The organism is Candidatus Zixiibacteriota bacterium, assembly GCA_036480375.1.
GTDB lineage: Bacteria > Zixibacteria > MSB-5A5 > GN15 > JAAZOE01 > JAZGGI01.
Genome location: JAZGGI010000026.1, coordinates 74,259 through 92,695, shown reverse-complemented (window position 1 = coordinate 92,695; position 18,437 = coordinate 74,259). Strand labels below are relative to the sequence as shown.

Genomic DNA, 18,437 nt, shown 5'->3' with positions numbered 1-18,437 from the left:
CTTTTGGAATATTGATGGATCAAACTCGTATTAGAAATTTTTCCATTATCGCTCATATCGATCATGGAAAATCGACCCTGGCCGACCGCCTGCTTGAATCAACCGGGGCTTTGCGGGATCGGCAATTAACCAATCAAACTCTGGATGATATGGAGCTTGAGCGGGAACGAGGCATTACCATCAAATCCCACGCGATCAGATTTGAATACAGAGCCAAAGACGGAAATCTCTATCATCTCAACCTCATCGATACTCCCGGTCATGTCGATTTTACTTACGAAGTGTCCCGGTCATTGTCCGCCTGTGAAGGCGCTCTATTAATTGTTGATGCCGCCCAGGGCATCGAGGCTCAAACAGTATCCAATCTCTACCTGGCATTGGTAAACGACCTGACGATTATTCCGGTAATAAATAAAATAGATTTACCGTCGGCTCGAACCGAAGAGGTGGCCGCCGAGATAATTGATATGCTTGGTTGTACGCGCGACGAAATATTGGCCTGCAGCGCCAAGCAGGGTATCGGAATCGATGACCTTTTGGAAACTATTGTCGCCCAAATCCCACCGCCCCAGGGCGATCCCGACGCGCCTCTACGGGCTATGATTTTCGATTCTGTTTATGATTCTTATAAAGGCACCGCCGGATATGTAAAAGTTATCGATGGGACCCTGATGAAGGGGGCTCGGATTCGCTTTTTCTCTCACGGCAAGCAGTTTGAAATCGACGAAGTCGGTTTTCGACGCCTGAAATATTTCCCCACCGGCATTCTGGAAACCGGTCAGGTTGGGTATTTCTTTGCCGGTATTAAGAACGTAGCCGACACTAAAGTCGGGGATACTATTACCGATGCCAAAAACCCGGCTGAAAAACCTTTGCCCGATTTCGTCGAAATCAAACCGATGGTATTTGCGGGCTTGTACCCAGCCGTTGCCGAGGATTATACTCAGCTTCGCGAAGCTCTGGAGAAGTTGAAACTCAATGATGCCTCGCTTGATTTTGTCCCGGAAACGTCAGTCGCGCTCGGTTTTGGATTCCGATGCGGCTTTCTCGGCCTGCTTCACATGGAAATTATCACCGAACGCCTGGCCCGCGAATACGACCGGCATATAATTAATACCGTCCCCAATGTGGAATATCATGTCTTTACAAAAACCGGCGACAAAGTAATTGTTGATTCGCCATCCCAGTTACCTCCGCCCGGAGAAATCGAACGGATCGAAGAGCCGTACGTTGACAGCCAGATTATTGCTCCTCCGGATTACATAGGCAATATAATGAAACTGGCCACCGATCGCCGGGGCGAATATAAAACTACCGAATATCTGAGCACGACCCGCGCCAACCTCTCGTTTTCATTCCCTCTCGCCGAGATAATTTTTGATTTTCATGATAAATTGAAATCCGCCACTCGCGGGTATGCGTCCCTTGATTATTCTCTTCCATATTATCGTATCTCCAATCTGGTGAAACTCGATATCTTAGTAAACAACGATCCGGTTGACGCCTTATCGGTCATTATCCATCGAGAGCGGGCTTTCCATTACGGCCGGGCGTTATGTGAAAAACTGCAAACTTTGATTCCCCGGCAAATGTTTGAAGTTGTTATTCAGGCGTCTGTTGGCAACCACATTATCGCTCGCGCTACCGTCCGGGCCTTGCGCAAAAACGTCACGGCCAAATGTTACGGAGGCGATATTACTCGCAAGCGCAAACTCCTTGAAAGACAAAAAGAAGGCAAAAAACGGATGAAGCAGATTGGCTCGGTCGAAATCCCGCAGGAAGCCTTTTTAGCCGCTCTCAAAATTGAAAGAAATTAATTTTTGGGGTTGAATTTTATTAAATCATGGGGGAGAAAAAATTTATCGTCTTTGTGATATACCCAGCCGCTCAAATTCTTCCCACATTCGGGGATCAATCTCGGCTCCGTAACTCTCGGCATTTACCGCGCTATTATAGGATTTTTCGAAATTTTTGGAATTAAAATGTAAAACCGCCAACTTGCTGTAAAAAATGCCTTTTTCCTTAATCTTGCTGAGAGCGTCTTCGAAAGTGATTATAGCTTTTTCAATATCTCCCTGCATGCGGTAGCAATCGCCGATTCGTTCCCAGCCATAGGCGAGCGACTGGTCCTGCCGAACCGCTTGGCGGAAAGCCCTGATCGCTTCTTTAAAATTTTCCAACTCACTATAAATCGTTCCCAATTCAAGATATGTGGGTATTTCCTGATTACCGGTTTGGGTCGCCCGTTTGTATAAACGAGCCAGTTTTTCCAAATCATTCTTTGATAGTGACAAATAGCCCTTTTTGAAATCAATATCTCGCGTAATTTTTATAATCGCCTCATTTAACGGATCGAGCGCTACCTTAATTTCATTTTCAAAAATCGGCGACATCAAAGTCCCGTCATAGACATGAACACCGCCGAAAGCATGAATCATTTCATGGACGATGACAATCGGCAAATACTTATTATTATTGGCTCCCCCGGGCACCGTTTGAATCATAAACCCGCGATAAGCGATAGTCAGGCCATCTTTTCGGAGCCCTTTAATTTTATCATGATCCGTTTCGAGGCAAAATCCGACCAGGATATCAGCCCGCCCGCGATCGATTTCATTTATCATCCGCGTCGTCAGGACCGTAATGTCATTAATCGGTTCATGCTCCCAGACTTCAAAATCGACAATACCGATACGTACTCCGAGCAAATCAGAAATCATATCCGAAGACCCCGTCAGGATTTTTCGGGCTTTTTGTTGCCAGAGTTTTTGCTGAGCGAAACTCTGGTCGGCCACGACCTTCACCAATAACGCCCGGTCCCCTGCAGAGCGATCGGCATAAGCTTCAGGGGCATGAAGATAAAAGCCAAAAAGAATTATCAATATGAAAGGTAAGTATTTTTGCATCGGTCTGGTCATCAATCAAGGTACCTCAATAATAATATCGGTTTTTACGCTATTTTGTTCCAACGTTATTAAAGATTTTATATATTCGGCTATGTTGTCTTCTCTTGATATTACGAGGATATTGGCCGAGTCATCGGATTATATTGAAGGCGGAATAATATCCTCAATAGAATTCTACCGCAAAGAACGAGCGGTCCAGGTATATATTCAGGCGGCAAAGAAATATTGCGTCACCCTGTCTTATCATCCCGACGAAAGCGGCTTTTATATTTTGCCCGCCGGGAAATCAAAGCTCAATACATCTGAAAAATACCGTCCCTTCGCCCATGAAATCTGGGATTCGAAAATAAATTCGATCAGGCAAATTCCCAACGACCGTATTGTAGAATTTGAAGTTACTAAAGGCAATCTATTCCGGCATCTAATTTTTGAAATTCTCGGTCCCAATGGGAATTTATGGTTCCTCGATGATAGCAAAATCCCCATCGCCTCGCTTCGCCGGAAAAAATTTGATACAGGTAAACCGTATCAAATTCCTCCGCTTCCGCCCAAGAAAGATCCGTTCACATTGAACCGGGATATAATCGAAAAACTGTTGACGGATAATCCGGGAACCGACCCAGTCCGGTTACTTGAGAAAAATATATACGGCTTCGATTATCTGATAGCATTGACTGCGCTCAAATCAGGCGATTCACCCGATATGATCCTCCGCGCGATCGAATCGATATTGGACTTTTACAATAAACCGGACTCTCCCATTTACGTTTATCGCATAAAGGGCAAGTATCAATATTACCCATTCAAAATAACCAAATACGAACCTGAAGAAAAATTCCCGAGCCTATCTGTCGCCCAGATAAAATGTATTCATGAATCCAAGTCTGAAAACGAAGAATCCCGATTCAGTGAATTGACTCTCAAGGCGGTTAAAACCAGATTAAAAAAATCAAAGCGATTATTGGGCAGGCTGGAATCGGATATTAAAGAGGCGGCTCAGTATGAAAAATACTTGCAGTTTGCCGATTTGCTCAAAATCAATATCAATAAACTTCATCGCGGGCTCGACAGCATCACCGTCGAAAATCTTTACGATAACAATCGACCGGTTGAAATTTCCCTCGATTCGAAACTAACCGGCCCGGAAAACATCGAAGCTTACTCTCGCCGTTTCAGAAAAGGCAAGGAAGGCTTGAGCCTGATGACCCGCCGGAAGGAAAACACTATTGAGGAAATAGACGCCCTCGAAAAAGCGCTCGATATATTTGAAAATGATTTTGAGCGGGCCTGTAATTATTATCCCGAACTTCTTCCATCGAACGCGGTCACCAAAGAGAAATCGGCGACTCTTAGAAAACCATATAAGGAATATCAAACCTCAACCGGTCTGACTGTTTTAGTCGGCAAAACCGGGAGCGATAACGACCGCACCACTTTTGAATACGCCCGCCCATATGAAATGTGGTTTCATACCTCGCAATGCCCCAGCTCGCACGTTGTCCTGAAATATCCGCATAAAAAATTCGAGCCGTCAAAAAGGGAGCTGGAAGAAGCGGCCGCGGCCACTGCCTGGGCCAGTAAAGCCCGCAATTCGGCCAAAGTTCCGGTCAGTTATACTTTGAAAAAATACGTCCGCAAACCGCGTCGAGCCAAATCGGGACTGGTTACGATCGAACGGGAGACAACGATTCTTGTCGAACCCCGGGAATTACAAAAACGCGAAAGATAGGCGCGTGACTTATCTGATTTTCCTGATAGCCGTAGCCGTCCGGATATTCTGGTATATTTATACCGGCTATACCGCCGATGATGCCTTTATCACTTTTCGCTATGCCGACAACATTGCCAACGGCTTGGGATTCGTTTACAATGTCGGTGAAAAGGTCATGGGTACATCGACCCCGCTTTTTACTCTTATTCTTTCCCTGTTATCACTGATTGGAATCAAGCCGATTATCGGAGCCCTTTTTATTTCTCTATTTTGTACCGGGTTGACGGCGGCTATCATATATCGGTTCGCCATTTTGCTATCTTTTGAAAAATATTCAATCCTGCCGGTTGTGATTTATATTCTCTTTCCCCGGATATTATCGACCGATATCGGCGGGATGGAAACGCCGCTTTTCGCATTGCTCGTTATTGCAGCTTTTTATTATCAGAGAAAAAACATGTTGCAGGCGGCCTTGCTTTTATCCGGGCTGGCTATCATGACACGGCCAGAAGGAATATTACTTTTCGCGATTATATTTGGACGAAATATTTTTACTGATGCTTCAAGAACATTAAAGCTATCGTTTGTATCACTTCTGCCCGTTGCGGCGTGGTTGATATTTTCGCAAGTCTATTTCGGCTCCATCATACCTCATTCAATCCCCGCCAAACTGGCTTTATACAGCCGCTTCGGGACAATGTCATTTTGGAATAGCATCGTCTTCCTTATGGGATGGCATAATCTCTTTGGTATAGCAATGTTCATAATCGCGTTAACCGGAGCGCATTGGCTGTATTACAGGCGACGATTCGGTTTGCTTGAAATAATCTGGATAGCCGCCATGATTCTTTTTTATTCGACCGGTAAAACGCATCTCTTCCTCTGGTATATCGCGCCGATTTATCCGGTTTATATTCTTATCGCGTCCGCCGCGATTCCGTATTTATTCGGAAAGATCGAATGGGCCAAAAATAACTCCGGACCATCGGTGATGATAGTTGCATCCCTTACGGTTGCGACACTTCTTTATGCCAATTATGCCCCTTTGATAAGTTTCAAAAATCAGCAAACGACGCACAAAGAGATTCATAAATCAATCGGAAAATATCTTAAATTTCACGCCGGAGCGAATGATGTTATTGCCGCGGAGGACATCGGCTATATCGGTTACTTTTCACAAAAGAAAATTCTCGATCGGGACGGCCTGATTTCGCCTCAGGCAGTACCGTACAACCGTGATGGCAGGTACCTTGAGTTTATTCTCGATTATAATCCCGACTGGGTCGTCGCCTCACCCCAGAGTGAAATCTCAGGCTTTTTGAATGATGATCTATTTTCCGAACGATATGAAGTAATCGAATGGTTCATATCCTCGTCGAAAATTGTATATAATCTGTATCGTGTCAGATAAGTTGATTCGTTAATCCGGCAGCAGGGATGGAGCCCAACGGGCTCCATCCAAATATTACGTGTAGCGACAACTCTCGAGTTGTCGTAAATGAACACATTGGTGGGGGACAGGTGTCCACACCTGTTCCCTATTACAATATTCCGTCGGGTCTTTAGCGAAGCGGTGACCCGACGGTTTCCCGTGCGGTGCACCTGCACCGAGATAATTTCATTAATCCTTGTTGCCATTATCATATAATTATGGTATAATTAATGCAGCCGATGAAACGTTTTATGACTGTTACATAAGTTTCGCTTGGAGTTAAAGAATGAAAGTACCGGTTGATTATTGGCCCGAGCCACTTAAAAATATCCCCAAAGAGGCTCCTTTAGCAGACGAATATGTGACTGTGGCTGAGGTAATCAGTAGTCGTGATCCGGATTATAGATACAGGCAAACATTTACCGGTCTCGTCAAAGAAAAATATTTAATAAAATTATTGAATGATACCGAAGAGCATATTTTTCATTGCGATATTGAAACATCCGGTCCACATCCATGCGGCCCCAATGATTACAGGCCATCATTTAAGATTGTGTGGGGAAATATAGTCCCGAATGGAATTGAGCCTTTGGTATTAAGTTGGGAGGGTGGATCACAAAAGATACTAGCACCCGATAGTGGATTATTAATGACATATGGTTTAATTCCCAGGCTTGTAAAAATTAATGGGGAAGAGTTTGTTGTTTGGGATGATTTAAGCTATCCTCAATATGATATTGTTAAATGTAAAATGGCTGAGGAGTTTGATTGGTCCAGGGAATCACATCAGTATATTTCAATTCATAAAGATTATTTACTTGATTATGCTACCCTTAGAGATTGCCATTTAATACAGATTTATGTTGAAAACAATGTTTCCCCCTTAACCGATTTTGATGCAAGATTATTAAATGAAGAATACAGTATGAGTTTTTCATTTCCTGGACGAAGAATCAATATGACAACTGAGGGACAGCCTTCTTCTACATTAGGAGCTGTCGTGTGGGGAATTCGCCATTTGATTTCACCCGGTAATTTGCCCGTTACTGAGGGTTATCGGGATTATGGGGAATTAGTATGGCCTGGATTAAAAAATCCGGTTACAGAAAAATATTCTGGTCCCGGGCCAATGCCATATATATATGTAAAGGATTCTGTCTTGGATTTTTATGAAAGCAATCCGCACAAATATGATATATATCCGGAGTCGGGTTCGGTGGGCTTTCGCAATCAATGGAGCGTTGGATATAGTAATAGAGTTGGCCGCGACTTAATAAGGGTGGAAATAAAAAAGTTATATGAGAGTACTCCACCAGATGTAGTACGGCATTGGCATAAGTATGCTGTGGAACCACCAAAGGAATCACCAGAAAAACTTCGAAAAATACTCAATGTTGCAGATAGATCAAAACGGGTTTATCTTAGTTATATCGATCTTGGTAAAACAATATCAATTATTGCAAACAACGCAGGATTGAACAATTCCCAATCTTCGGATTTTATAGGATTCAATCATCTTGAAGTAAATCATTTAGATTGGTGGAGTGATAAAAAGGTATTTCCTATTACTTGCCATATCCCAATTGAAATGAGTGAGGATAGATTTTTGGATCGCTGCTTAAGCCTGACGAAACTTATCATCGATAGCCTGAAAGAAAAGAACTTGAGAAAACTGATTATTCATCTCGGTGTTGAGAGCGACATTATTAAAAAATTTCGCAGTCTGAAACTGCTTGCAATACTGATTGAACTTGCAATTATCGCAAATGATACAGGATTAAATCTTATTAAGAATTCTGAAGAAATTGTGAAAAGGTGGATCGAAATTTCAGACAAATTAAAAGATGATGAATTTATACCTTCTCCAATAAATGTACTGTATGTTTTATATGAAGTAAGAATTGAAAAGGCCCACAGTTCTAATAATATTGATAATTTGTTGAAAAGTTTAGATGTAGATAAGGCGTCATTAACCACTGGGTGGGGATTGTTGATGGATAGATTTTATGATGAAATAGCTGACTCTTTGGAAGAAATGAATCATCTATTATGCGAGGCAATAGAATAATTCCACTCTATATTCTTAATTGTACTGAACTATACTTGAAATGACTGCTACCCCATTCAAAAACAAGTGGAGCGTTTTTTTGGGTGGATTCCCGCACAGCGCATTTACAATTACCCATCAAATTCACCGCAATTACTGAAAACAATCGCTTTATAGAATGGAATGGTTTATGGTTGAGTGTTTATGATCAATGGCAAAGAAGTCTTTTACGAAAGTACTAAAAAGGACAAAACGAACCCAATTCGCTGTAACTCATACAGACACATTTACATATGAGGAATTTTCAGAAATGCAATTGTGGATAACTCCTAACAAAAAAATACACGACGGTGGGCTACAGAAAGTAGGTCGGGTTCCGACTGAGCGCAGTGAATGAGAAATCCGACAAATCCCTACTCCATATCCGATTCCAGATATTCCTGAATCGTTGAGGAGCTTGAGGCGAGTTTCTGGCTGAGACGTTTGGAGAAATCCTGGGCCGAATGTTCGCCATAAACTTTGAGCATGTGATTCATCGCGATAACCTCGGAAATCACCGTAATATTCTTACCCGGTGACACCGGAATCGTCACCAAAGGAATTTCGACGCCCAGAATCATTGTGTATTTATCCTCAATACCAAGACGCTCATAATGGGCGGTATCTTCCCAGTATTGCAAGCGCACCTCGACTTCGATACGTTTCTGAAGCCTTATCGCCCGAATCCCGAACAAAGCCTGAATGTCAATGATTCCAATCCCGCGGACTTCCATATGCTGGCTGAGAAGCTGGGAAGACGTACCGACGATATAATTAGCCGATTTACGGGTGATTTTGATTACGTCGTCGGCGACAAGACGATGACCTCGTTCAATCAGGTCAAGAGCGCATTCCGATTTACCGACGCCGGATTTGCCGGTATAGAGCAAACCGACGCCGTAAACGTCAACGAGAGTTCCGTGGACGGTTATAGTCGGGGCGAATTTATTGTCGAGATAAGCCGAAAGGCGGCTGATAAGTTCGGTCGTGGATAGTCTCGATGAAAAAACGGCGGTCTTTTTGCGGTCAGCCAGGGCCAGCATTTCTTTGGGCGGGACTATGCCTTTGGAAATTATTACCATCGGAGTATCGGGCGTAATAATATTCTCAAGATTCTTTACCAGTTTTTCCCGGGCAATACTGGTAACATAGGCCATTTCGGTCTGGCCCAAAATCTGGGTTCTTTTGGCGGGGAATCGTTCGAGAAAACCGCTCAGGGCCAATCCCGGGCGGAGAATTTCAGCCGTTTCGACTCGCTTTTTGAGCCCCCCCTCAGAATTGAGGAGAGTCAAAAGCAGAAAATCTTTTCGTTCATCAAATACGGTTTGGACCGTAATATCCGGCAAAGGCAGCCTCCTTAAAAATCAATCGCTTCGTCATCGGTTTTCGGCTTGGTGGCGTCAATCTGGGCGGATGCGATTTCTTTTGGATTTCTCCTTTTCAGCTTGCCCTTGTATTTTTTTATTTGAGTTCGCGCTTTATCAAACGCGGATTCAATGGAAACATACATATCGTCAGAATCTCCGGTCGAACGCAAAGTCTGCCCAAAAACATGAACGTTTAATTCAGCCATTTTCCGGTGCCGCTCCACATCAAGAATAAGATCACAGGAGATTATATTGTTAAAGAATTTTTGAAGATCGTCAAAGTTTTGCTGTGCCAAACCTTTAATTTCAGGCGTTAATTCAAAATGGCGAGCGGTAACCTTTGTATTCATATAACGGCCTCCTGTTTAATATTTGCCTAAAAACAGGCGAAGCAATTCGCCAAATTCTTTTAAACTCTGCAGATGGATATAATTTACCAAAGGGGAACCAACCGGGCCGATATTTTCCCGGAAAAAATTGATTTTGCACTGCTGTCCGCAAGGTTGCTATCGTGAGGATTACCTTTCTTGATAATATCATGCCTATATATTTTACGTTAAAGTATAGCAATCGCTGAAAATTTTATCAATTAATTTTTAATAGGCAGCCCCCCAAAAATACGCTACCAATCCCCCAAAGATATTAAACCGAACGGCGCCGGAAGCGGGCCGGAAGGATTTTAAGCTCTTCCCGGTATTTGGTAACCGTACGGCGCGCCAGTTTGATGCCTTCTTCCTGAAGTCGGCGAAAAATTTCCTGGTCTGAAAAAGGCTTTTCCGGATTTTCCGATTTAATAATTTCCTCAATCCGTTGCTTGACGGAGCGTTTTGACAATTCGCCGCCGTCGCTGCGGGGAATCCCGGTATTAAAGAAATATTTTATCTCAAGTACGCCGTGAGGCGTTTGTACATATTTTCCGTTGGAGACCCGCGAAATCGTCGCGACATTCATTTCGACTTTCTGTGCGATATCTTCCATAATGAGAGGTCTTAAAAACTCAACGCCCTTTTCGAAGAAATCAATCTGTTCCTCGACGATAGCCTCCATCACCCGGATCATTGTATTGCGGCGCTGGTTGATCGCGTTTAAAAGCCAGCGAGCCTGCTCCAGCTTTTGCCTAATATATTTCTTGGTGTCTTTGGGAGAAGTGCTACCCCGCCTGACCAGAGATCGATAGGACGGATTTATACGCAGAGTCGGCATATTTTTGTCATTATGAAATACTGCGAAACCATCTCCGACCCGCTCAATAACTAAATCCGGCATAATCGCCGCGGCCGCAGAATGGAACCGTCCATAAGCCGGGGTTGGCGACAGGGACTTTATTAAATCGAGGGCCGTCTGGGCTTTTTCGAAGGGAACGCCCATGATTTTGGATACCTGGAGTATTGATTTTTTCTCAAGGTCATAAAGATGCTCGTTGACAATGCGGTAGGCCAGAGAATTTTCAAGTCTTTTCTCCTTTAGCTGGGTCAGGAGGGATTCTTTTAGATCTTTGGAACCGACCCCGATCGGATCGAATTTCTTAATATACTCGAGTATGCGCTCAATTACTTCCTGAGAGACTTCCAGTTCCTCGGCCATCTCAGCGGGCATAACCACAAGGTATCCGGAAGAGTCGATATTTCCCAGAGTATATTGGCCGATTTCAAAATCTTCTTTGGATAATCTTAAAAAGGACAATTGTTCGAGAAGGTGATCATATAGAGACTTTTCCCCGGAAGTTGTGGCGAGAAAAATTTCCTCGTTTGATTCTTTCCTGTCTTTGAGCTTGTAATCGTATTCATCATTATGACGCAGATAATCGTCCCAGTCGATTTTTTCATTTTCGGAGTCATCGTCTTCTTTATCATCTGATTTGGCAACGTCAAACTCAACGTCTTGATCGAGTTCAGATTCCTCCTCGACCGATTCCTCAAGCAACGGATTAGTCGCAAGTTCATGGCGCAGAGTTTGTTCCAGCTTCAAAATAGGCATTTGAAGCATTTTCAAAGATTGAATTAACTGAGGTGCCAGGGTCTGCTTTAATTTGAGTTGAAGTCCTAATCTCATACAATATCTCGTTGCAATTTAACAGGTTCCGTATATCTTACATCTATTTCTATTATCGACCTATTTGCCTCAAACCTAATCGTTTGGTTTGATTTTGCTCAATTATTTGCCTAATTCAGTTTGAATTTATCTCCTAGATATACTTTTCGGGCATCTGGGTTCGACACCAAATAATCCGAAGTCCCGGCCGTCAGAATTTTTCCTTCACACATTATATACGCACGAGAACAAATAGATAATGTCTCTCTAACATTATGGTCGGTAATTAAAATACCGAGTCCTTTTTCAGTAAGTCTTTTTATAATTTTCTGGATATCCTCAACGGCAATCGGGTCAATTCCCGCAAAAGGCTCATCCAGAAGCATATACGACGGCTCAATAGCCATTGCACGGGTAATTTCAACCCGCCTTCGTTCCCCTCCCGATAAATTATATGCCTTGGATTTACGCAGATGAGAGATATCCAACTCGTCGAGAAGACTTTCTAATTTGGCTCGCCGGTCCTTACGGGATATATTCTGCAATTCCAAAATAGACAGAATATTATCCTCAACCGATAATTTGCGAAAGACCGAACTTTCCTGCGGTAAATACCCAATCCCCTTGCGAGCTCGCCGATACATCGGCATTTTGGTCATTCGCTCCTCACCAAGAAAAACTTCCCCCGATTCGGATTTGATAAATCCCATAATCATGTAAAAGGTTGTCGTTTTACCAGCCCCGTTGGGACCGAGCAAACCGACAACTTCTCCGGGCTTTACGTCTATCGATACGCCGCCGACAACCTTTCGGCGGCCGTAGATTTTCACCAGATTCTCAGCCTTTAATTCCGCCATACTTAAAAATATATATCAGTTTCCGAATCTAACAATAAAAAAGTTTTTATTTTCGCATATAATTTGCTTGAGCATGAAAAATAAATTAAATTTCCGATATTATTGACGTGAAAGTGTAAAAGAATTTAATAATTAATTAGGCAGTTGGAGAAGAGTTGATGAAATTATTCGTAAACGCGGGATTTGGTTTATTCATTGTATTGTTGATGTCGGTCGGATGCGAGAAGGCTCCCGAAAATGATCTCGACCGCATAGGATGGGAATTGGAGAGGGGAAATTATTCGGCGGCCGAAAAAATTGCAAATGACTACAGAAGCGCCGACAGTCTCAGTGCCGAAGCGATCTATTGCCGGGCACTATTGAATGAATATCAAGGGTTGGAATGGGATGCGTTAATTGGCTATCTTGATGCCGCACCTCGTGACGCCGGATTTTTACCGGCCATGGAAAAATTTACTCAACTTGCGATCGAGTTAAATTATTTTCAAAACGGCCACCTGATGAATCGCATCCTCATGAGGAAATATCCGGAAAATTATAAATACGATCTTTATGCCGCCGGCTTATTCATGCGCCAGAACATTTTTGATAGCGCCCAATTTTATATTGATCAGGCCGCCGCGAAAACACCTGAAAGCAAAATGATTTCCCTGGCAAAGACCGACCGGACATTCCGTATGGGAGACGAAGCAGAAATAAAAATAGCTCTTGCGGAATTATCAGAATTGGAGTTTGAAACCGAAGAGCAGTTTAATTATTTGATTGATCTTTATAGATATCTAAACCTGGGCGATTCGGCGCTTCATTACGCCCGTCAATGGTCACAAAACAACCCCGACAATATTCAATTGAAACTAAGGCTAATCAAATCATTAATCGATGAACGCCGACCGAACGAGGCTTTGTCATTATCCCGAGAATTAACTGACAGATATGACAATTGCGGTCCTGCTTACGTATCCACCGCTTATGCCGAAAGAATGCTGGGTAATTACGGTGATGCCGAAATAGTATTTAATAAATTCATGGAGCCTTATATCAACACACCGCCGGCGTATGAATTAAAGGCAAAATATTATTCCTTTTTCAACGATACGATTTCTGCCATCACCCATTTAAAAGTCGCTTTTGATTTAGCGGATAATTTGCGCTATCCGGACGATTATCTGAGTCATCTTTTTGTACCGTTGATAAGCGGTCTGCTGGCCGACCTGCAGTTGGACGATGCCCATACCCGGTATTTGAATTTTGCGGATGTCTTCACCGATCTTCCTGACATGAATTTTTTCAAAGCCCATTTGATGTATGCGTCCGGAGATGTAAAAGATTCCGCGATTATAATTGTTGATGATAGCGTCTCGCTCAAATGGGACGATCAGGAATGGCTGGAGTTGGCGGCCGGGTATTATTTCAGACTACGCATGTTTGATGAAGCTAAACGCCTGTATCAGAGGTTGCTTGAGTTCCCTCATTATAAGCCTGAATATTATTCCCAATTGAGCAAAATATATTTGAAGTATAATGACTATGATACCGCCGTTGATTTATTCAAGCGATTGCCATTCAGACTGCAAAATGATATCGAGTTTCTGGAAACGCACCTCGAAGTATATCAAGAAAAAAATGATTGGGATAATGCCAAATCGATAGCGGAAGTTTTATACACACGGAGCGGGGATTATGTCCCGTATCTAACTGCCTTATCAGAGATATATGTAGAATTGGGATTGCCGGATGAAGGGTACGATTTATTAAAGGATTTTGTCGTGCGCTATCCCGATGAATCGGAAAGTTATTTCCTTAAAGCCCAATTTGAACATGGCCAGGGCATGACCGATTCGGCCTATGATAATTTGCATAAAGCATTGGCGCTTGACACCGCCAACGGTCAGGCTCTTGATTTGTTGGGCGCCTGGTACCTCGACCAGGGTCAAACCGATTCGGCCATGGCGTGTTTTAATAAAGTGGTTGATATGAAATGCCATAGCGGATACGCCTATTATCATTTGACCAAACACTATTTGGAAACGGGCGAAAACCTTAAGCGGGCCGAGGGTATGGCGGTTTACGCACTTCATTATTATCACGATAAGCGGGCGGCTTATCTGCTCATCGGAAAAGTTTACACCGCGATTGAAAAATACAAGCTGGCTCGATTGCAATTTTACAATGGAACGATTTTATTTCCCAAAGACGCGGAGTTGAATTTCTATCTTGGTAAAACCTTTGTAAAGTTGGAAAATAGTATTGAAGCTCGGAAATATCTGCAGACGGCTTTACAGCTTGATTTGCAATCACCGCTTAAGGAAGAAGCGGAGAGTCTCATGAATGAATTATAGCATACCTAATACATATATAAAAAGGCCGGATTATTTCCGGCCTTTTTTATATCTTTTTGCGTAGATGTTTTCGCCAAGTTTTTGATAAGGGACGGCGTTGGCCGTCAACTCCGATATTTCTCCGCGCATAAATTGAAAATAGGCCGCACCCGCGATCATGGCCGCGTTATCGGTGCATAGATTAAGAGGCGGGTAGATTAACCGTACTCCCATAGAATGACACATATCCGACATTTTTTTACGTAATCTTGAATTCGCCGCGACTCCGCCTGAGATAGCGAGGATTTCAGGGGTGGTTTTATTCAGCGCGATTTTTGATTTTTTAACCAAAACATCAATCGTTGCCTCCTGAAAAGAAGCCGCTATATCAGCTTTTTGTGCTTCGAGCTCGTCCCGTGATAACTTCTGAACATATAATGCTACCGCTGTTTTTAATCCTGAATACGAAAAGTCAAGAGAATTTTTTTTTAGAACTGCTCGAGGAAATTTTATAAAATCCGGGTTCCCTTCCCGAGCCAATTTGTCTATCGCGGCTCCCCCCGGATATCCCAGTCCGAGAATTTTGGCGACTTTGTCAAAGGCTTCACCAGCGGCGTCGTCGAGAGTTTTACCCAATACTGTGTATTTCCCCATTTCCATTACATCGATCAACATGGTATGTCCGCCGGAAACAAGCAGAGTCAAGAACTTTCCGCAAACATCATGATGAGCCAGCAAATTAGCGGCAATATGTCCCTCCAGATGATTTACGGCACAGAAATCTTTACCGGAGGCGTAAGCCATCGACTTGGCCGCTGTCAGTCCGACCAGTAACGCACCGACTAATCCGGGTCCGTAGGTGGCGGCAAAAATATCAATATCATTCAAAGACATGTTTGCTTCGTTCAGGGCCTCGTTAATAATAGGAATGAGTTTCTTTATATGTTCGCGGCTGGCGAGTTCGGGAACAACGCCTCCGTATTTTTGATGTATCTCCTGAGAATAAATGCAATTGGATAATATTTTTCGACCGTCCCGGACAACGGCCGCGGAGGTTTCATCGCATGAAGTTTCTATGCCGAGAACGATCATGGTGTAATAACGACCCTGATTGAATCGGGTATAATTTTCACTATCGAAAAATTCGGAGGTAAGTCCACTTGGGGGACAGCGTATCCTGCCAACGCGTCGGTCGGTAAATCGATCTGAGCCGTTAATGAAGATGTTACGAGCGAATCAAAATAAGATTCGGGCCCGCTAACAACTAAGCTTATTGTGGCCGGATCCAATATGATTGTTTTATCGTTGATTGCTTTTTCAATGCTTACCTGAACGGAATCGATACGTCGTGATAATATCCGGTCGATATTGATGTTCACCGTGGCGGAATCGTGCCCAAACGTAATCTGGGCATCGGAGGAAACTTCCAGTTTGGCATTGTAAGAAACTGGCTCATCGACATTATCAATTATTTTCGCTTCGGTAAATACGGAATCAATTTGCCTGAGCACCGACGCCGGTCCCGTTATCATCACCTCGGACGGTTCAATAGACAGAGTGCCTTTTACGACCATATAATCCTCATCGGGCACTACCGCCAGGAGGGATGCGATCGGCCTGTACGCCGAATCGACGCGATCCAGTTGAACCCGCGCTTCGGGAGAATTAACAATTTCCAAAAGACTAATACCCTCGGAACGAACCAGGGCAATCGTTTCGAGGTTGTATATAAAATTATTATAACCTCGTTTTAGCCGACCTCCTCGGAGTCGCAATCCGTCCTCTTTCCAATCGTTTCGGAGAAGAATACTCCCATCGGCCTGAACTTTAACCGTAAGCGATTCGGGCCATGCCGTAATCGCCGCCAGATCATCCGGGAACTCGAAGACTTTCAAGGGCAATGAAATATCGTATTCATATTGCTTCTGGCTAACGACATTGAACCACAAGAGCACCGCCAGCAGAAGAGCCGCCAGTTTGATCACAATATTTAGCATGGAGCCGGACATAAATTTCTTCTAATTTCTTTTTATTAAACGGAATAAATTACTATCCAACACTATTTGTTATAAATAGCGTAACGCGATTGATCCCTCCATTGGGATAGTGTATGATCATCAAATCAGCCCGATTATCATTGTTGAGGCGTACCGGCTTTAAGATATCCGGGTCGGTAATGTCAATTACCAGAAACGCCCTGCCTTCAAGATATTCTTCGGTAGAACCGGAATAAAACAATAGTTGGCTGCCTCCGTCCGCCGTGATAAGGTCCGGCAGACCGTCACCGGTAAAATCCGCCGACCAATCCAAACGGAACCCCCCGACCGGATTGGCCCGGTCAAAATCGAGACGACAGGTAATCTTGCGGCGCACCTCGGGGTCATCGGGAAGCCTCCCCAAGTTATCAATCGGGTAAATCAAAAGGTGCAGGTCGGTTTTGTTGGAAATCATCTTTTTAACGGTTGACATAATTCCCAGTTCAATCGCAGGAATCACCAGTTCCAGACCGATACGATTGTCAAAGTTGTCGATAATAAGATTTCCGCAAATATCGGTTAACGAGATAGATTGGGTTGGGTTGACATTGCCGCTTCGTAATAAACTCGCGTCATAAAGCGAAACTTCGGTTTCTGCCTCCGATAGCCCCCCCTTCGATTGACAGCTAATCAGGTCAAGATAGCCGTCGTTATTGACGTCAGCCATAGCCGCCTGGCAGATATTATCATGAGTTAACTCACGAAACCGGTATTGAGTGCTCACCTGATTATCGAATTCTCCATTACTGCCTTGCGTAAATATTTGCAATCGGTCCGGCCACAATAGATAGATATCATACCGGCTGTCACCGTTACTATCACCGGAATATATTTTGGGAAAAGTAAAAGAATAAACGACCGGGGATGATACAAATAATTTAATTGACGATTCCGCCGCCTGAATATCATGCGAAAAATCAAGCCTTGATGATCGCGAGAATTTGTTTCCCGAATATGTCCAGACTTCATAACCGTCCATAACCGGCATCAGCGCGATATTTTTATCCGGCAATGAATAAATAAACTCATGAGATAAAATTCTATTTTTTATCCCCCCGATAAATACTGTCGCGACCTGGGCGGTATGCCGGGGCTGGTCTCGGAAACCATTGCTGTCGTATTCGAAAACCCACATGCCCTCGCTGTCGATTATATGAATTTCTGTTTTTCCATCGGTATTTAAATCGGCGCACTGCGCCATATTAACCGAAGCGGATAACAAAATTTTTTGGCTGGGACCGGGAGGGAATCTTCCCGATTCTCGCTGAATAAAAACTAAAATCGACCGTTGTCCAAAGTCCTCATTAATGAAAAAGGCCAGATCGGTTCGCCCATCACCGTTAAAGTCACCTTCACGGCTCCCCAAAATCGTGCCGTTGACGTCGATTTCCTGCTGGTTAAAAAAATCATCATCGGCCGCGAACAAATGACCGGAAAACCCGACCATTATCAGTATAACTATCCCGACCAGTGAATTAGCATATTTCAATTTGCCGCCACCTTTTAAAACTTCTTTTTCAGAATATCGAGTATATAACATACGAAAATTTTGAATGCGATTCAATTATTTTTGAAATTAGTGTACCTCCTCAATCAGGACGCCTTGTATTACCTTATATTAAAAAGACCGATTTGGGGTCCATTTGTGGCAGGTTTTCTTATAAAAAGGCTTTTTCTTATTAGCCAAATTGAT

The 18,437-nt window shown here is 43.4% G+C and carries 13 protein-coding genes; 5 read left to right on the top strand and 8 right to left on the bottom strand.

Annotation, left to right across the window (positions count from 1 at the left end; genetic code table 11):
- Positions 1 to 14: 14 nt before the first annotated feature.
- On the top strand, positions 15 to 1,817 hold the full coding sequence (lepA, locus tag V3V99_07695) for a translation elongation factor 4 (protein ID MEE9442535.1): 1,803 nt from the start codon (positions 15 to 17) through the stop codon (positions 1,815 to 1,817).
- A 42-nt stretch (positions 1,818 to 1,859) separates the two neighbouring features.
- Here the strand turns inward: lepA and V3V99_07690 are convergent, their stop codons facing one another.
- The gene (locus V3V99_07690) at positions 1,860 to 2,918 is read right to left on the bottom strand and encodes a tetratricopeptide repeat protein (protein MEE9442534.1); all 1,059 of its coding nucleotides are present in this window, start codon (positions 2,916 to 2,918) and stop codon (positions 1,860 to 1,862) included.
- On the opposite strand from V3V99_07690, the gene V3V99_07685 reads away from it, so the two are divergent.
- The 3 genes from V3V99_07685 to V3V99_07675 all read left to right on the top strand — a co-directional run bounded on the left by V3V99_07685 (position 2,884) and on the right by V3V99_07675 (position 8,117).
- On the top strand, positions 2,884 to 4,635 hold the full coding sequence (locus V3V99_07685) for an NFACT RNA binding domain-containing protein (GenBank protein MEE9442533.1): 1,752 nt from the start codon (positions 2,884 to 2,886) through the stop codon (positions 4,633 to 4,635). The genes V3V99_07690 and V3V99_07685 overlap by 35 nt on opposite strands.
- The gene (locus V3V99_07680; GenBank protein MEE9442532.1) at positions 4,598 to 6,028 is read left to right on the top strand and encodes a hypothetical protein; all 1,431 of its coding nucleotides are present in this window, start codon (positions 4,598 to 4,600) and stop codon (positions 6,026 to 6,028) included. The genes V3V99_07685 and V3V99_07680 overlap by 38 nt, the downstream gene beginning before the upstream one ends.
- Before the next feature lie 307 nt (positions 6,029 to 6,335).
- Complete coding sequence (locus tag V3V99_07675; protein MEE9442531.1) at positions 6,336 to 8,117, top strand: hypothetical protein; 1,782 nt, start codon at positions 6,336 to 6,338, stop codon at positions 8,115 to 8,117.
- A 392-nt stretch (positions 8,118 to 8,509) separates the two neighbouring features.
- Here the strand turns inward: V3V99_07675 and hprK are convergent, their stop codons facing one another.
- The 4 genes from hprK to lptB all read right to left on the bottom strand — a co-directional run bounded on the left by hprK (position 8,510) and on the right by lptB (position 12,390).
- On the bottom strand, positions 8,510 to 9,481 hold the full coding sequence (hprK, locus tag V3V99_07670) for an HPr(Ser) kinase/phosphatase (GenBank protein MEE9442530.1): 972 nt from the start codon (positions 9,479 to 9,481) through the stop codon (positions 8,510 to 8,512).
- An 11-nt stretch (positions 9,482 to 9,492) separates the two neighbouring features.
- Positions 9,493 to 9,852: a ribosome-associated translation inhibitor RaiA gene (gene raiA, locus V3V99_07665; protein MEE9442529.1), complete on the bottom strand. Its 360-nt coding sequence runs from the start codon at positions 9,850 to 9,852 to the stop codon at positions 9,493 to 9,495.
- Positions 9,853 to 10,144: 292 nt separating this feature from the next.
- The gene (rpoN, locus tag V3V99_07660; GenBank protein ID MEE9442528.1) at positions 10,145 to 11,554 is read right to left on the bottom strand and encodes an RNA polymerase factor sigma-54; all 1,410 of its coding nucleotides are present in this window, start codon (positions 11,552 to 11,554) and stop codon (positions 10,145 to 10,147) included.
- Between the two features lie 110 nt (positions 11,555 to 11,664).
- Positions 11,665 to 12,390, bottom strand: coding sequence for an LPS export ABC transporter ATP-binding protein (lptB, locus tag V3V99_07655; protein ID MEE9442527.1), 726 nt, complete (start codon positions 12,388 to 12,390; stop codon positions 11,665 to 11,667).
- A gap of 158 nt (positions 12,391 to 12,548) precedes the next feature.
- Here lptB and V3V99_07650 point away from each other — a divergent pair, with 158 nt between their 5' ends.
- On the top strand, positions 12,549 to 14,729 hold the full coding sequence (locus V3V99_07650) for a tetratricopeptide repeat protein (GenBank protein ID MEE9442526.1): 2,181 nt from the start codon (positions 12,549 to 12,551) through the stop codon (positions 14,727 to 14,729).
- 30 nt (positions 14,730 to 14,759) lie between these two features.
- Here the strand turns inward: V3V99_07650 and tsaD are convergent, their stop codons facing one another.
- The 3 genes from tsaD to V3V99_07635 are packed head-to-tail and all read right to left on the bottom strand — an operon-like array spanning position 14,760 to position 18,233.
- Positions 14,760 to 15,800: a tRNA (adenosine(37)-N6)-threonylcarbamoyltransferase complex transferase subunit TsaD gene (gene tsaD / locus V3V99_07645; GenBank protein MEE9442525.1), complete on the bottom strand. Its 1,041-nt coding sequence runs from the start codon at positions 15,798 to 15,800 to the stop codon at positions 14,760 to 14,762.
- A complete protein-coding gene (locus tag V3V99_07640; protein MEE9442524.1) occupies positions 15,797 to 16,717 on the bottom strand; it encodes a CdaR family protein in 921 nt (306 codons plus the stop codon). The genes tsaD and V3V99_07640 overlap by 4 nt, the downstream gene beginning before the upstream one ends.
- Before the next feature lie 40 nt (positions 16,718 to 16,757).
- The gene (locus V3V99_07635; protein ID MEE9442523.1) at positions 16,758 to 18,233 is read right to left on the bottom strand and encodes a VCBS repeat-containing protein; all 1,476 of its coding nucleotides are present in this window, start codon (positions 18,231 to 18,233) and stop codon (positions 16,758 to 16,760) included.
- Positions 18,234 to 18,437 lie beyond the last annotated feature (204 nt).

What these genes read in the sequence shown, in the direction of transcription:
- V3V99_07685 (MEE9442533.1), top strand. Translation starts at nt 2,884, where the DNA reads ATGAAAGGTAAGTATTTTTGCATCGGTCTGGTCATCAATCAAGGTACC.
- V3V99_07690 (MEE9442534.1), bottom strand. Translation starts at nt 2,918, where the DNA reads ATGACCAGACCGATGCAAAAATACTTACCTTTCATATTGATAATTCTT.
- tsaD (MEE9442525.1), bottom strand. Translation starts at nt 15,800, where the DNA reads ATGATCGTTCTCGGCATAGAAACTTCATGCGATGAAACCTCCGCGGCC.
- V3V99_07650 (MEE9442526.1), top strand. Translation starts at nt 12,549, where the DNA reads ATGAAATTATTCGTAAACGCGGGATTTGGTTTATTCATTGTATTGTTG.
- V3V99_07675 (MEE9442531.1), top strand. Translation starts at nt 6,336, where the DNA reads ATGAAAGTACCGGTTGATTATTGGCCCGAGCCACTTAAAAATATCCCC.
- lptB (MEE9442527.1), bottom strand. Translation starts at nt 12,390, where the DNA reads ATGGCGGAATTAAAGGCTGAGAATCTGGTGAAAATCTACGGCCGCCGA.
- V3V99_07640 (MEE9442524.1), bottom strand. Translation starts at nt 16,717, where the DNA reads ATGTCCGGCTCCATGCTAAATATTGTGATCAAACTGGCGGCTCTTCTG.
- lepA (MEE9442535.1), top strand. Translation starts at nt 15, where the DNA reads ATGGATCAAACTCGTATTAGAAATTTTTCCATTATCGCTCATATCGAT.
- raiA (MEE9442529.1), bottom strand. Translation starts at nt 9,852, where the DNA reads ATGAATACAAAGGTTACCGCTCGCCATTTTGAATTAACGCCTGAAATT.
- rpoN (MEE9442528.1), bottom strand. Translation starts at nt 11,554, where the DNA reads ATGAGATTAGGACTTCAACTCAAATTAAAGCAGACCCTGGCACCTCAG.